The sequence below is a fragment of the Bradyrhizobium sp. HKCCYLRH3099 genome (assembly GCF_051167855.1).
GTDB lineage: Bacteria > Pseudomonadota > Alphaproteobacteria > Rhizobiales > Xanthobacteraceae > Bradyrhizobium.
In genome coordinates, this window is sequence record NZ_JBNPTW010000010.1 from 65,459 (window position 1) to 80,229 (window position 14,771).

Here is a 14,771-nt window from a genome sequence, read left to right on the forward strand (position 1 = left end):
CCTGTCCAGTCCCGTGGCGAAAAATATTCTTCTTTCTTTTTTTCGGAAATCATGTTTATCTCTGCCCATCCCGTCCCACACGAGGGACAGTTCGCGGCCGTCACGGACGTCGGGTGCGGGATGCGGTGGGCGCTTTGGGCTGCGGCGTGAGCAATCATGTCGACGGACAGTCCCGGGGCGCACGGCCAAGCCGTGGGGTCCTGGCATCCCGATGCTGATGCCACGTCTGCGAAGCGCCAACGCGCTGCGTGGGCAACGGTGACCAGAAAGCCCGGCGCACCGGGGAGACCACGGAGCAACCGTCAATCCATCGCGCAGGGAAGGCCGGATGTCCGGCTCGTACCTGTGGTGACTGCCGCCTGCATTTTTTTCTGCAGGCGGGCCATGGGTGCAGCCTGCACCCGGCCTTCCCTGCGCCTCTCGTGATCGAGGGGCGAGCAAAAGCAAAGCTCGGACGCGATCTGGCGCCGCGAGGATGGGTTCGCATGAGTTATGATTTCGATGAGCGACCATCCCCGTGAGTGCGCCGCCGCATCCCCACCCACAGCCGTCATCGCCCGGCTTGACCGGGCGATCCAGTATTCCAGAGTCGGCAGTGAGGCCCACGAGAGGTCGCGGCGTACTGGATCACCCGCTTTCGCGGGTGATGACAGCGGAGATAATGGCGACAGTTCCGGCGTGGCGGCGGACCCGGGATGACAGCCGTGGAGGCGGCGGCAGGATCGCATGCGGCAGGCGCGGGTTGTTCCGGAAGCGCCCAGACCGACCCCGCCGCGCCCCTCCCCCGACCAACGGCGATACCCCCCTCCCCCCTTCCTTGGCCCCCGCTTTGGCGTTAAATGCACTGCACACGCCGCCCGTCGCAGGCGGCCATTTCAGCATGCCAGAACACGCGCAACGTCGCTTTGACCCGAGAGAAACGTCTCATCATGACCCGTATCGACGCCCATGGACTGAAGATCGCCCCGGTTCTGTTCGACTTCATCGCCAAGGAGGCGGCCCCCAAGACGGGAATTGATCCGGACGCGTTCTGGGCCGGGCTGGCCGCGCTCCTGCGCGATCTCGGCCCCAAAAACCGCGATCTGCTCAAAGTCCGCGACGCGCTGCAGGACAAGATCGACGCCTGGCACCTCGCCAACAAGGGCAAGGCGTTCGACCTCGGCGCCTACACGGCGTTCCTGAAGGAGATCGGCTACCTCCTGCCCGAGCCCGCGACCCACAAGGTCGAGACCGCCAATGTCGACGAAGAGATCGGCAAGATCTGCGGCCCGCAGCTGGTGGTGCCGCTGACCAATGCCCGCTATGCGCTGAACGCCGCCAATGCGCGCTGGGGCTCGCTGTACGACGCCTTCTACGGCACCGACGCCATCCCGCATGATCCGAGCGAGGGCGGCCGCGGCTACAACAAGGCCAGGGGCGACAAGGTGATCGCCAAGGCGAAGGCGTTCCTCGACGCCGCCGTGCCGCTCGCCACCGGCAGCCACACCGACGTCACCGCCTACAGCGTCATCGCCGGCCAGCTCGCAGCGAAGCTGAAGAGCGGCAATGCCACCGCGCTGAAGAATGCCGACCAGTTCGCCGGCTACCAGGGCTCGGCCGACGCACCGAGCGTCATCCTGCTCGCCAACAACGGCCTGCACATCGAGGTCGTGATCGACCGCAGCCACGTCATCGGCAAGGACGATCCGGCCGGCGTCTCCGACATGATCCTCGAGGCCGCGGTCTCGACCATCCTCGACATGGAGGACTCGGTCGCCGCCGTCGACGCCGAGGACAAGGTTCTGGTCTATCGCAACACGCTCGGCCTGATGAACGGCACGCTGTCGGCCGATTTCGAGAAGGGCGGCAAGACGCTGACCCGCGCCTTGAACAGCGACCGCAGCTACACGACGCCGTCCGGCGGCACGCTCACTCTGCACGGCCGCAGCCTGCTGCTGATCCGCAACTGCGGACACCACATGTTCACCGACGCCGTGCTCGGCACCGACGGCGAGGAGATTCCGGAAGGCATCCTCGATGCCGTCGTCACCGGCCTGCTGGCGATCCACGACCTCAAGGGCAACTCCAAGGTCAAGAACAGCCGCACCGGCTCGATCTACATCGTCAAGCCGAAGATGCACGGCCCGGACGAGGTCGCGCTGACGGTCGAATTGTTCGCGCGCGTCGAAAAGATGCTAGGCCTGCCGGAGAATTCCATGAAAGTCGGCATCATGGACGAGGAGCGCCGCACCACGGTGAACCTCAAGGCCTGCATCCAGCAGGCGTCCAAGCGCATCGTCTTCATCAACACCGGCTTCCTCGACCGCACCGGCGACGAGATCCACACCTCGATGGAAGCGGGTCCGATGATCCGCAAGAACGAGATGAAGGCGCAGCCCTGGATAAAGGCCTACGAAGACTGGAACGTCGACATGGGCCTGATCGACGGCCTGCCCGGCCATGCGCAGATCGGCAAGGGCATGTGGGCCGCGCCGGACAAGATGGCGGACATGCTGGCGCAGAAGATCGGCCACCCGCAGGCGGGCGCCACCACGGCCTGGGTGCCCTCGCCGACCGCAGCGACCTTGCATGCCCTGCACTATCACCAAGTCAACGTGAAGGCTCGCCAGGACGAGCTCACGAAGGGCGGGCCGCGCGCCAAGCTCGGCGACATCCTCACCATCCCCGTGTCGAACTCCAACTGGGCGCCGGATGACGTCCGCCAGGAGATCGACAACAACTGCCAGGGCATTCTCGGCTATGTCGTGCGCTGGATCGACCAGGGCGTCGGCTGCTCCAAGGTGCCCGACATCCACGATGTCGGCCTGATGGAAGACCGCGCGACCTTGCGCATCTCCAGCCAGCATCTCGCCAACTGGCTGCATCACGGCGTGGTCAGCAAGGACCAGGTGATGGACTCGCTGAAGCGCATGGCCGTCGTCGTCGACAAGCAGAACGCCGGCGATCCGCTGTATCAGCCGATGGCGCCGTCATTCGATGGCTTCGCGTTCAAGGCGGCGTGCGATCTCGTGTTCGAAGGCCGGACCCAGCCGAACGGCTACACCGAATACATCCTGACCGCGCGGCGGCGCGAGGCCAAGGCAGGCGAGAAGGCAAAGGCCTGACAACGAAAAGCCCCGGCGATCGGCCGGGGCTTTTTTTGTTCCAATGACGGTATCATGATCCGGGTCATATCACCGCGATGTACCTCAGCAGCGAGATCACGCCGAGCACGATGACCACGACGCGGCAGATCTGCTTGGCCCGGCCGTCGAGCGGCAACAGGTTGATCAGATAGAGAATGAGGATGACGACGAGAAAGGTGACGAGAGCACTGACGAGCATGAAGGGCCCCTGACAAGTGGTGGACGCGCTGGCGCTGGGGACCCAACCCGCTCGGAGGCGCGAGGTTCCGTGTCCGGAACCTCTGACCGCGCATTCAACCCCCGTAGTTTCACGGACCGAACAGTCATGCGGATCTTTACCGCTTTACGATCAGATGCGGTGAATCGGAGCTGAACATGCTGAACCGCCTGACTATTTCGTCGCTGCTGAAGACCGTGATCATGATGGCCGCGCTCGCCGTGATCGTGGTGTTCTCACTGAATGCATGGGCGTCCTGGAACAGGCTGCAAGCGGCTCAGCGGATTGCGCGCGTCGTTGATCTCTCCGCCGTGATGTTCAAGGCCATGAACAGCATGCGCAGCGACCGCTCGACCACGATCCGCGTCTTGAACGCCGATCAGGCCATGGATGCCGATACCGAGAAGTTTCTCCGCGCGGGCCGGGAGATCTACGTGCCGGCCCTGAGCCATGGCCTGGAGCTGCTACAGGTCATGAACTTCACCGGGGCGCCGAGCCTCGCTTCCGAGCTCGAGCGCCTCAACAAGACGCTGACCAACCAGCATTCCGAATTCTGGACCGAGATCGTCAAGCCGAAGCCGGCACGCCGCGCCGGCCTGGCCAAGGAGTATGGCGAGACGTTCGACGCTCTGCTGATCCTGCTCGACAAGGCCGCGACGAGTGCCGCGGCCAGCGTCAATCACCAGAGCGCGACCGTCGATCAGTTGCTGATCATCAAGCAGATGGCCTGGCTGATGCGCAACACCGCCGGCGAGGCGTCGTTGATCGTCAGCAACGGCCTGACGGCCGGCAAAGTGTCGCCGGAGTCAATGCTGGCCTACAACAAGCTCGTCGGCGGCATCGATGCAGGCTGGAAGGCCGTTCAGCTCGCGGCCTCAGGCATGGAGCTGTCGCCCGCGCTGTCCGCGGCGATGACGAATACCGAGAAGGCCTACTTCACCGCCGAATACACCGGATTGCGCGAACGCCTGCTGGGAGCACTGCAGAAGGGCGAGAAGCCTGAGATGACGCCCTATCAGTGGAGTCCGTTCTCGGTCGGCAAGATGAGCAGCGCGGTCACGCTCGCCGAAGCCGCGCTCGAGGCGGCGCGAGAATATTCCGGCGCGCAACATGGCGCCGCGATGGAGGCGCTGATCCTGCAGCTCACGATACTGCTGGTGTCCATCATCGCGGGCGGCGCTGCGATTGCCGCCGTCAACCGCCGCGTGATCCGGCCGCTGCGCCGGATGCGCGATGCGATGCTCGCAGTCGCCGACGGAGATCTCAGCGTCGATACCGGGTACACCGAGCGGCAGGACGAGATCGGCGCACTGGCGAATGCATTGGAGACGTTCAAGCAGCAGGCTCAGGACAAGCTCGCGATCGAGGCCCAGGAGCGTGAGCGCAATGCCGCCAGCGCCGCGCGCCAGCGCACGATCGAGAGCTATGTCGCCGAATTCGAGGGGCTCGTGCACGGGTCCTTGGAACAGCTCGGGCGGGCCTCGACCGACATGCAGGCGACGTCGGCGGGGCTGACCAACGTCTCGCGGCAGACGAATGCCCGCGCCGAGGTGGCCGAGAAGGCTTCGAACGATGCGTCGATGAGCGTGCAGACCGTCGCCTCGGCGGCCGAGGAACTGAACGCCTCGATCGCCGACATCAGCAAGCAAGCCTCGCATGCCGCGGGAATCGCCAGCCGCGCCGTCGAACAGGCGCGCATGACCGACGGCACGGTGCAGGGACTGTCGCAATCCGCGACCAGGATCGGCGAGGTCGTCGGGCTCATCAACAACATCGCCTCGCAGACCAACCTGCTGGCGCTGAATGCAACCATCGAAGCTGCCCGGGCCGGCGAGGCCGGCAAGGGGTTTGCCGTCGTCGCCTCCGAAGTGAAGACGCTCGCCAGCCAGACCGCCAAGGCGACCGACGAAATTTCCGAGCAGATCGCCGACATCCAGCGCGTCGCGAACGACGCGATCGATGCCATCCAGCGCATCGGCGGCATCATCGGCGAGGTCAACGAGGTCGCCACCGCGATTGCCGCCGCCGTGCAGCAGCAAGGCTCGGCGACGCAGGAGATTTCGCGCAGCACGCAGTTCGCGGCCGACGGCACCAGGAACGTCTCCGACAATATCGCCGGCGTGAAGTCGGACGCCGACGCTGCGGCCGCCGCGGCCGAGAACGTGCGCCACGCCTCGGAGACGCTGGAGCACCAGAGCAGCAGCCTGGGCCATCAGGTCACGGATTTTCTCCGCAAGATTCGCGCGGCTTGAGGAGACCATCGGGATGACGATCCTGCAGACGAACACGCGAAACGCCCTAGAGACTCGAGGATTCCATGCTTAGTCGCTTCACCGTCGCCGCGGTTCTCAAAACGGTGATCATGTTTTCTGCCCTGATCGTCATCGGCACCTTCGCCTGGAATTCCTGGGAATCATGGCGGCGGCTGCAGGTCACCGGCAACATCGTCAAGGTCACGGAGGCTTCCGCGTTCCTATTCACCGCGATGACCAATCTGCGCAGCGACCGATCGACCACGCCGCGTGCGATCAATGCCGACCAGGCGATGGAGCCGGCGGCCGAGAAATATGTGCGCTCGCTGCGCGACACCGAAATGCCCGCGCTGGGGCGCGCCCGCGAACTGCTGCCGGCGATCGAATTCGCACAGAGCCAGTCGCTCATTCCGGAGCTCGAACGGCTCGAAAAGGCCCTCCTGGCCTATCAGACCGAATTCTGGAGCGAGGTCGCCAAGCCGAAATCCTCCCGCCGGCTGGCGCTGGCCGACAACTACGTGCAAACGGTCACCACGCTGCTGACCACGCTCGACAAGATCAGCACGGCGCTGGTCACGAGCGTCAATCATCAGGACGCTGCCATCGATCAGCTGCTCTCGATCAAGCAGTTTGCCTGGCTGTTGCGCAGCGTCGCGGGCGAGGCATCGTCGATCGTCGGCAATGCGATCAACAGCGGCAGCATCTCGCCGGAGAACCAGCTCGCTTACCGGAAGCTGATGGGGGGCGCCGAGGCGAGCTGGACCGCGTTGCAGCTCTCGACGACCGGCATGGAGCTGCCGCCGGCCCTCTCGACGGCCCTTCAGGCCGCGCAGACCGCCTATTTCGAGCCGCAATATGTCGGGCTCGCCGACCGGCTCGTTGCAGCCGTCGCCAAGGGTGAGAAGCCGGAGATCACCACCACGCAATGGAGCCCCCTGGCGGTCGGCCGCATGGCCACCGCGATCACGGTCGCGGAAGCCGCCCTCGATGCGGCCAGACAGCAGGCCAGCACTCAGAATGCCGCAGCTCTGCGCTCGCTGCTGCTGCAATCTTCGCTGCTGATCCTGGCCACGATCGCCGCGGCTGCCGCCGTCATGGCCATCAGCCGGCACGTGATCATTCCTCTCCACACCATGCGCGACGCGATGCTGAAGGTGGCTTCCGGCGATCTCGCCGTCAACACCGGCTATACGCAGCGGCAGGACGAGATCGGCGCCTTGGCCCACGCGCTCGAAACCTTCAAGCAGCAGGCTCAGGACAAGCTTGCGATCGAGGCCCAGGAGCGCGAGCGCAATGCCGCCACCGCCACGCGCCAGCGGACGATCGAAGCCCATGTCGCCGCTTTCGAAGGGCAGGTGCGCCAATCACTGGAGCAGCTCGGCCGCGCCTCGACCGACATGCAGGCGACGTCGGCCGGCCTGACCAACGTCTCCCGGCAGACCAACGACCGCGCCGAGGTCGCCGAAAAGGCATCGAGCGATGCCTCGATGAGCGTGCAGACGGTGGCGTCGGCCGCCGAGGAGCTGAACGCCTCGATCGCCGATATCAGCAAGCAGGCCTCGCATGCCGCCGGCATTGCCAGCCGCGCCGTCGACCAGGCCCGCATGACCGACGGCACCGTTCAGGGCCTGTCGCAGTCGGCCAACCGGATCGGCGAGGTCGTCGGCCTGATCAACAGCATCGCCTCGCAGACCAATCTCCTGGCGCTGAACGCGACCATCGAGGCTGCGCGCGCCGGCGAGGCCGGCAAGGGCTTCGCCGTCGTCGCCTCGGAGGTCAAGACCCTGGCAAGCCAGACGGCGAAGGCGACCGACGAGATTTCCGAGCAGATCGCCGACATCCAGCGCGTCGCCAATGACGCGATCGATGCGATCCAGCGCATCGGCGGCATCATCGGAGAGGTCAACGAGGTCGCCACCGCCATCGCCGCCGCCGTGCAGGAGCAAGGCGCGGCGACGCAGGAGATTTCGCGCAGCACGCAGTTCGCCGCAGACGGCACCAGGAACGTCTCCGACAACATCGCCGGCGTGAAGTCGGACGCCGACGCCGCAGCGGCGGCGGCGGACAATGTGCGGCGCGCCTCGGAGACGCTCGAGCACCAAAGCAGGAGCCTCGGCCATCAGGTCACGGACTTCCTCGGCAAGATCCGCGCGGCCTGACGGCTACGCGGGCTCAGTCCGACGCCATCACCGGCGCGCGTTCGTACTTCGCGCGCAGCGCGGCCGGCGCTGGCGAGAAGTTCAGCTCGGCGCGCTTGCCGGAGCCGGTGCGGTTGGCGACCTTGAGGCCATCGTCGCTGGCGACGACGTCGCCCTTGCGCAGGGTCGGGTCGTTGTCGATCGACACCTTGGCGAGGCCGAAATGGTCCTTGCCGTTGCAGGTGCAGCCGTCGACGATCTCGGTGCGGTACTTGAAGGCGTTGGGCAGGGCCGAATACGACTTGCCGCCGTCGGTCTCGGCATTGTCGATCGCGCTGCCATAGACCACCTCGGTCTTGGACGCCGGGCAGAAGCTGTTGCACGCCGCTTCCTTGCTCTGGTCGCCGGTGGCGCCGAGCGGGAAGTAGCGGCCGTCGCAGGTGCGGACGCACCAGGCGACGCTGCTGCTGCCGCCGCTGCGATAGGTGACATCGCCGCGCGGCGCCGGACGCTGTACGGGCGCCTCGTCGGCGAACGGCATCCGAATGTAGGGCTGCGGCCGCGGCGGCGCGTTGAAGCCGCCGAACAGCTGCGAGAAGAAGTCCTGCGCGCCCGCGCTGGTGGGGCCGGCCAGCGCGCCTGCGCCGGCCAGGGTTGCGACCGCGATGGCGGCGAAGATCCGTCGATTGGTCATGGTCGCGGTCCTCGCTTAGTTGATGCTGGCAACAGGCAAAGACATCGCCTGCCGTCCCGACGACAACGACGTCACGCGGGGCGCGCCGGTGCGGGCCTGCAGCGAGCCGTTCTTCGGCAGCACAACGACCTTGGTGCCGACCTGGACGCGGCTGAACAGATCCGAGACGTCCTCATTGGTGAGGCGGATGCAGCCCGACGAGACGAACTTCCCGATCGTGGTCGGATCATTGGTGCCGTGGATGCGATACTCGCTGGAGCCGAGATACATCGCGCGCGCCCCCAGCGGGTTGCCGGGGCCGCCCGCCATGAACCGCGGCAAATAGGGCTGGCGGGCGATCATCTGCGCCGGCGGATGCCAATCCGGCCACTCCGCCTTGCGCGTCACCGTCTGCACGCCCGACCAGGTGAAGCCCTCGCGGCCGACCCCGACGCCATAGCGCAGCGCACGGCCGCCGCCCAGCACGTAGTAGAGATAGGTGTTGCCGGTATCGATGATGATGGTGCCCGGCGCCTCGCGGGTATCGAGATTGACGACCGTGCGACGCAGGCGGTCCGGCAGCTGGCTATCCTCATCCTGCGTCACTGCCGCCGCGTCAGTATCATCCGGCGGAAACGCCTGCTGCTCGACCGGCGCGTAGCCAAGACTCTGGGCATGCGAAGCCGAACCGGGCAGGAGCACGAGCGCAGCCGCGCCGAGCACGAGCGTCGCAGTCCTGCGCAGGCTGAACCGGCTGCCGGAAGAGATCTGTGTCATGGAATGCCCCTGTCAGACGAGCATCGCCGTGCGATGCGTGATTGCCTCCTCAAACGTCACATAGGTCGCCGTAGTTCCCGCGAGGGAGTGGTCGACCTGCGTCAGTCAAGCGCAATGATGCTCACGTTCTCGCGAGGGAACCGGCCGCGGGACCAGCTGTTATCCATTTCAATTCAGAACATGACATTGCGAGCTTTGCGCTCCATTCGCCGGGGAAACCATGGTGCGTGTCCTTCCCACCGAGCGACTCCTGGCGAGCGGGCACGAGGCCGCAGCCGTCGCGGAAAGCAGCCAGGAAGTACCTCCGGTCATCAAACGTGCCGAGGTCGTCGCGATCGCACTGGTCATTCTGGCGGCGATCTGCGTAACGGGCGTACTCTATGTCGCCAAGGCGTTCTTTCTTCCCATCGTGATGGCCTTCGTCGTCGGCACGATGCTGTCGCCCGCAGCCAACTTTCTCGAGCGCCACCATATTCCCCGAAGTGTCGGCGCCGTGCTGATCGTCATCGCCGTGGCCGCGGGGCTCGCCTTCATCATCGGTCTGATCTCGGCGCCGGTGCTCGACTGGACGAACCGGCTTCCCGAACTTGCGACGCAGATGAAGACGAAGCTGCACGTGTTCGACCGGCCGCTCGCGCTGTGGCACGAGATGCAGGCGGCAATCGGAGGCGGAAGCACGGCGGCGCCGGCCAGCCTGGAGCTTCCAAAGTTCGACTGGGTGCAGCCGACGATCGAATTTCTCTCCCCGACCTTCACCGAATTCCTGCTGTTCTTCGCAACGCTGGTGCTGTTCATCGCAAGCTGGCGCGATCTGCGGCGGACGCTGATCATGACCTTCGGCGATCACGAGGCGCGGCTGCGGACCTTGCGTATCCTCAATGAGCTCGAGCTGCACCTCGGCAACTACCTGCTGACCGTCACCTTCATCAACACCGGCGTCGGCATCGCCACCGGCCTCGCCTGCGCGCTGGCAGGAATGCCGAACCCGGCCGGCCTCGGAGCACTGGCCGCAACGCTGAACTTCATCCCGATCATCGGACCAATCGCGATGTTCGTGGTGCTCGTCGTGGTCGGCGCCATCGCGTTCCCGACTCTGGGCGCCGGCATGGTCGGCCCTCTGATCTTCGCCGTCATCACCTTCATGGAAGGGCACTTCGTCACCCCGACCATTATCGGCCGGCGGCTCGCGCTCAATGCTCTCGCCGTGTTCATCGCGCTGGCGTTCTGGACGTGGCTGTGGGGCCCGATGGGCGCCTTCCTGGCGTCGCCGCTGCTGATTGTCGGGATCATCATGAAAGAGCACCTGCTGCCTGACAATTCGCCGCAACTGCCGTCTGACTAATTGGTTTCAAGGCAGGAACTTCGGCCGGCACGCGGCGTTTCTGCAGCTGACACATATGAGCCTGGCCCCGGGAGCTTTCCATGCCACCGCCCGATGGTGAAATCAGCCTGAAAGATCTCACCGACAAAGCGAACTATGACCGCTTGCAGAAGGATGTTCACGCCGTGAAGAACGATATCGCAGCCCTCACCGAACAGATCACCGATGCCTTGAACGCCTTTGCCGGACAGGCCGGCAAGCAAGCCCGGAGCGGCTATCGTCAGGCCCGCGAGAACGTGGATCAGACCTTCGACGACATGTCCGAGCGTGGCGGTGCCATGTTCGGCGCCGCGCAGGACGCGGCAAACTCGCTCGAAGAGCGGCTGGAGGACGTGATCGCGCAGCGGCCGCTCGCAACTGTCGGCCTCGCGCTGGGCCTCGGATTCCTGATTGGCGCGGCCTGGCGTCGCTAGCTCAGTGAAGTGCGGCGAAGCAACGACCCGTCTTTCGGCGCCGGCATCGGCGCCGATTCAGTTTAGGGCCACAGGAATGAGCGAACACGGAGAATGATGACATGCTTCAGCGCCTGATCGCGGACGTCCAGGAATCGACCGGACATGCCGTTCGGCTGACGTCGCTGGCCATGGCCACAGCGGCGGGATTGTTCGTCACCACGAGCTTTCTATGTGCAGCCGCCTTCGTCGCCGTTTTCCAGCGCTACGGGCTGATCGCTGCGTGCCTCACGGGAGCAGCCATCTTCTTCGTGGTCACCTTGATCGCAGCGATCAGCTACATGGTGCGCAAACGTGCCATCAACAGGCGCGCCTCGCGGACGGCCGACACGGCACGCTCAGCCGCCCAGTCCGTCCTGGCCGACCCGATGCTGCTCGCCAGCGGGCTGCAGATCGTCCGTATGATCGGAGTAAAGCGACTAGTCCCAATTCTAGCTGTGGGCGGACTCGCGCTTGGAATCTTCGTCAGCCGGCAAGCCGGCGAGAGCCAATCACCGGCCGAGTGACATTCCACGGCTCGTCCAAAACGATCCGGACTCACAGGCCGCTCGGCGCCAGTCTCGCGCTGGCGGAGAGCGTCATCAAGTCAAGCAGCGGCCGGGCTGAAGTCGCTTGGCAATTTCGGTCAGGACGGACACCGACGGCTCACACGCGACTGGATGCTTCGTCGCCTGCTGCCGGCCGTCCGTGGTGATCAGCTGCGATCCCTGGGGCACCGAAGGAGCGACGCTCGCAGCAGGCGGGGCTACGGGAAGGCGCATCAGGAACGTTGTGTCGGCGAAGGCGGCGAGCTTGATCGATACGGTCTGCGTCGGCGCAGCGTCCGCAGCCGTCGCAGCCCGGTCGGATTTTGCGCTCCGATTGACGTGACTTGACGTTGCGACGACGCCCCTGTCGCTGGCGGAGACCCTGGCCGCGGCGTCGGTCGCCAGAGAGGCGAGATCGTGCCCCGACGCAAGTTGCATGGCGCCAACGAGCATAACCGAGGCGGCCAGCGAACTCAGAACGACAACTTTCGCGGTCTGCGACATATCTCTGCTCCCCTCGCCGTCAGGCGATCGGCATACCAACGTGGGTCGCACGAGCTGGGTTCGCGGACGGGCAAATCACTTAACCGTGTGTCAACACTTCCGTGATCCTCGACAGCTGATCGAAAAAATCTGTATCGCGGTGGGAACGACTTTCGGGGTGGCGCGTCATCTCGGCAGCCGGTTATTCCCCCTGCCCCATTGACCGGCGACGCGGGGCACCGCCGTGGTGATGCCGGCGGTGCCCCGCATCTTTTTGATCTCCCCCGTTTGCCCCGCTCTTTGCTGCCAACGGCCCTTGGCGGTATGGATTGACCGAGGATTTCGCGGCGGTAGCCGGCACGGGGGCTGGGATGCGATCAGGTTGGCTGCCTTGGGCGTCGGCTCGCGTGGCATTGGCGCTTGCGCTCCTGGGACCGGCAGAGGCGTTCGGCGGCACCAGGGACGAGTGGGTCAGAGATCTCGTCTTGCAGCTGAAAATGCATCGCCGCGTCCCTCCGGAGGCAAAGGACAAGGGCGGCAAGGCCAAGGTCGTATTCGAGATCGACCGAGACGGACGCTTGCGGTTTGCAGCCTTGCTCGAAAGCACGGGCGAGCCGGCGCTGGATCAGGAGGCGCTGGCCATGGTCGAACGCTCACAGCCGTTCGCCCCTCTACCGCGCGAATGGCCCGATGAAGAGCTGAGATTCACTTTGCCCGTCGTGTTTGTGCCGCTGCGGCCCTCCGGCGTCCTGTCTGACGAAATCACCGCAAACGATAAAGCCCTCAAGGCGAAGCTCAACACCATCTGCCGGGGCTGCTGAGCAAGACCTACACAACGAAGACGGCGCGCCCTTGCGGGGCGCGCCGTGGGTTGGGACCAATCTCGCTTCGCGTCAGGCCGCCGGCTTCGGCATCCGATTGCGCGAGTTGCGCTGGAAGAACAGCGCTTGGCTCGCCACCGCCGACACCATCGCCGGCTGGAACGGCTTGGAGATCAGGAACGCCGGCTCCGGCCGCTCGCCGGTCAGGAAGCGCTCGGGATAGGCGGTGATGAACACCACGGGAACCTCGAATGTCCGCAGCAGTTCGTTGACGGCATCGAGACCGGAAGAGCCGTCGGCGAGCTGAATGTCGGCCAGGATGAGGCCGGGCTTCTTGTTCTTCGCAAGCGCGACAGCATCCGCATGCGTGCGCGCCACACCGATGACGTTGTGGCCGAGATTCTTGACGAGGCTCTCGAGATCCATCGCGATGAAGGTCTCGTCCTCGATGATCAGCACGTCGGTCGCAATCTCGGCGGCGAGCTCGCGACCGGCCGCATCGGCGAGACGGCGGGTCTCTGCCACGTCGATATCCAGGATGAACGACACCTCCTCCTCCGGGAATCCTTCGAGGGAGAGCAGGAGGAAGGCTTGCCGCGGCAAGGGAGTAATGTTGGAGAGGCGCCGCTCGGGCGGCATCGGCAAGGTCGCGACCTCGGCATCGTCGTTGAGCGCGACCGAATTCCAGATCTGGGTAAACAGCCTGAAAAGACCGGCGCGCGCGCCATACCGCTCGTCCAGCAGCGCCGGATCCTGGATCAGAGCCTCCAGCATGGCGCCGACATAGGCGTCCCCGGACCCCTGGCTACCGGTGAGAGCACGTGCATACCGGCGCAACAGCGGCAAATGTTCAGCAACTAGCTGTGATCGGCTCATCCCCACTCCATTTGGTATTCCGGGCGGTCGGCCCGAGTTCCATGATGTGCTGATTACGCCCGACATTAAGAAAAGTTCCCCAAACGCGTGGAACTTTTCGCGCCCCGTTGCATTAGTTCCCGACAGACCCTCTCGGTGGCGAGAATAATTCTTGAAGCTTCAGGGACTTAACTCTCGGGGAAACGTGGAAAAGGTCATGAAAGATGTAAAGTCTCAAGCCAGCAAGAATGCGGCACCGCGCAAGCCCGGCGGACTCAACGCAGAGATCCAGTCGAGGATCGGTCATCAACTCCGCGCGATGTACGACGATGTCGTCCGCCAGGGGGTGCCGGATCGGTTTGCGGATTTGGTTCGCAAGCTTGATGGACCGGCAGCAAAGTCCCACGTGGAGAACGGCGGGGGATCCACCGACCAGAACGACGGGAGGGAGTGAATGCCTCTCACTGATTCCTTGAGGGACGATATCCTCGCGGCCGTCCCCAGCCTCCGCGCATTTGCGATTTCCTTGAGCGGTAATAGCGATCGCGCTGACGACCTGGTGCAGGAAACCCTGCTTCGGGCGCTGGCCAACATCGACTCGTTTCAACCCGGTTCCAATCTGCCGGCTTGGCTGTTCACCATTTTGCGCAACCTGTTCCGCTCCGACTATCGCAAACGCCGGCGCGAGGTTGAAGATGCCGAGGGCAACTACGCCAAGACGCTCAAGACGCATCCCTCGCAAGGCGCGCATCTCGAGTTCGAGGAGTTCCGTGCCGCCCTGGAGAAGCTTCCGCAGGACCAGCGCGAAGCCTTGATCCTGGTCGGTGCATCCGGCTTCTCCTACGAGGATGCCGCCGCGATCTGCGGCTGCGCCGTCGGCACGATCAAGAGCCGCGTCAACCGGGCGCGCTCGAAACTCGCGGCTCTGCTCTACGTCGAGGGAGCCGAGGATTTCGGTCCGGACGAAACCGTGCGGGCCGTGATCGGTGGCAGCGGCGGCTGACGCCGCTCGCAGCCCGACAGAACGGTTAAAGAGGCGGCCCCGTTTCCGGGAGCCGCCTCTTTGCATT

At 65.0% G+C, this 14,771-nt stretch carries 14 protein-coding genes; 9 read left to right on the plus strand and 5 right to left on the minus strand.

Annotated elements, in window-relative coordinates:
• The first annotated feature begins 929 nt into the window (after positions 1-929).
• Positions 930-3,104 carry a malate synthase G gene (locus tag ACQR1Y_RS19870; protein WP_434877918.1) on the plus strand — a complete coding sequence of 725 codons (2,175 nt, stop codon included), beginning with the start codon at positions 930-932 and terminating at the stop codon, positions 3,102-3,104.
• A gap of 64 nt (positions 3,105-3,168) precedes the next feature.
• Here the strand turns inward: ACQR1Y_RS19870 and ACQR1Y_RS19875 are convergent, their stop codons facing one another.
• A complete protein-coding gene (locus ACQR1Y_RS19875; protein WP_434856295.1) occupies positions 3,169-3,324 on the minus strand; it encodes a Thivi_2564 family membrane protein in 156 nt (51 codons plus the stop codon).
• A gap of 176 nt (positions 3,325-3,500) precedes the next feature.
• Here ACQR1Y_RS19875 and ACQR1Y_RS19880 point away from each other — a divergent pair, with 176 nt between their 5' ends.
• Both ACQR1Y_RS19880 and ACQR1Y_RS19885 read left to right on the plus strand, forming a co-directional pair.
• Positions 3,501-5,594, plus strand: coding sequence for a methyl-accepting chemotaxis protein (locus ACQR1Y_RS19880; RefSeq protein WP_434877917.1), 2,094 nt, complete (start codon positions 3,501-3,503; stop codon positions 5,592-5,594).
• A 65-nt stretch (positions 5,595-5,659) separates the two neighbouring features.
• The gene (locus ACQR1Y_RS19885; protein WP_434877916.1) at positions 5,660-7,753 is read left to right on the plus strand and encodes a methyl-accepting chemotaxis protein; all 2,094 of its coding nucleotides are present in this window, start codon (positions 5,660-5,662) and stop codon (positions 7,751-7,753) included.
• Positions 7,754-7,766: 13 nt separating this feature from the next.
• Here ACQR1Y_RS19885 and ACQR1Y_RS19890 read toward each other — a convergent pair whose 3' ends face one another.
• Both ACQR1Y_RS19890 and ACQR1Y_RS19895 read right to left on the minus strand, forming a co-directional pair.
• A complete protein-coding gene (locus ACQR1Y_RS19890) occupies positions 7,767-8,426 on the minus strand; it encodes a DUF2865 domain-containing protein (protein ID WP_434877915.1) in 660 nt (219 codons plus the stop codon).
• Positions 8,427-8,441: 15 nt separating this feature from the next.
• On the minus strand, positions 8,442-9,182 hold the full coding sequence (locus tag ACQR1Y_RS19895; RefSeq protein ID WP_434856299.1) for a L,D-transpeptidase: 741 nt from the start codon (positions 9,180-9,182) through the stop codon (positions 8,442-8,444).
• Positions 9,183-9,405: 223 nt separating this feature from the next.
• Between ACQR1Y_RS19895 and ACQR1Y_RS19900 the strand changes: the two genes are divergently transcribed.
• The 3 genes from ACQR1Y_RS19900 to ACQR1Y_RS19910 all read left to right on the plus strand — a co-directional run bounded on the left by ACQR1Y_RS19900 (position 9,406) and on the right by ACQR1Y_RS19910 (position 11,521).
• On the plus strand, positions 9,406-10,524 hold the full coding sequence (locus tag ACQR1Y_RS19900; RefSeq protein ID WP_434877914.1) for an AI-2E family transporter: 1,119 nt from the start codon (positions 9,406-9,408) through the stop codon (positions 10,522-10,524).
• Between the two features lie 80 nt (positions 10,525-10,604).
• Positions 10,605-10,976, plus strand: a complete 372-nt coding sequence (locus ACQR1Y_RS19905; protein WP_434877913.1) for a DUF883 family protein — start codon at positions 10,605-10,607, stop codon at positions 10,974-10,976.
• A 101-nt stretch (positions 10,977-11,077) separates the two neighbouring features.
• Positions 11,078-11,521, plus strand: coding sequence for a hypothetical protein (locus ACQR1Y_RS19910; protein WP_434877912.1), 444 nt, complete (start codon positions 11,078-11,080; stop codon positions 11,519-11,521).
• 75 nt (positions 11,522-11,596) lie between these two features.
• Here the strand turns inward: ACQR1Y_RS19910 and ACQR1Y_RS19915 are convergent, their stop codons facing one another.
• The gene (locus ACQR1Y_RS19915; RefSeq protein WP_434877911.1) at positions 11,597-12,046 is read right to left on the minus strand and encodes a hypothetical protein; all 450 of its coding nucleotides are present in this window, start codon (positions 12,044-12,046) and stop codon (positions 11,597-11,599) included.
• A gap of 308 nt (positions 12,047-12,354) precedes the next feature.
• Here ACQR1Y_RS19915 and ACQR1Y_RS19920 point away from each other — a divergent pair, with 308 nt between their 5' ends.
• Positions 12,355-12,846 (plus strand): energy transducer TonB family protein, encoded by a 492-nt coding sequence (locus ACQR1Y_RS19920; RefSeq protein WP_434877910.1) that lies wholly within the window; start codon positions 12,355-12,357, stop codon positions 12,844-12,846.
• Positions 12,847-12,918: 72 nt separating this feature from the next.
• On the opposite strand, the gene ACQR1Y_RS19925 is transcribed toward ACQR1Y_RS19920, so the two are convergent.
• Positions 12,919-13,722, minus strand: coding sequence for a response regulator (locus tag ACQR1Y_RS19925; protein WP_434856305.1), 804 nt, complete (start codon positions 13,720-13,722; stop codon positions 12,919-12,921).
• A 196-nt stretch (positions 13,723-13,918) separates the two neighbouring features.
• Between ACQR1Y_RS19925 and ACQR1Y_RS19930 the strand changes: the two genes are divergently transcribed.
• Positions 13,919-14,155, plus strand: coding sequence for a NepR family anti-sigma factor (locus ACQR1Y_RS19930; protein WP_434856306.1), 237 nt, complete (start codon positions 13,919-13,921; stop codon positions 14,153-14,155).
• Positions 14,156-14,704 (plus strand): sigma-70 family RNA polymerase sigma factor, encoded by a 549-nt coding sequence (locus tag ACQR1Y_RS19935; RefSeq protein WP_006612137.1) that lies wholly within the window; start codon positions 14,156-14,158, stop codon positions 14,702-14,704.
• Positions 14,705-14,771 lie beyond the last annotated feature (67 nt).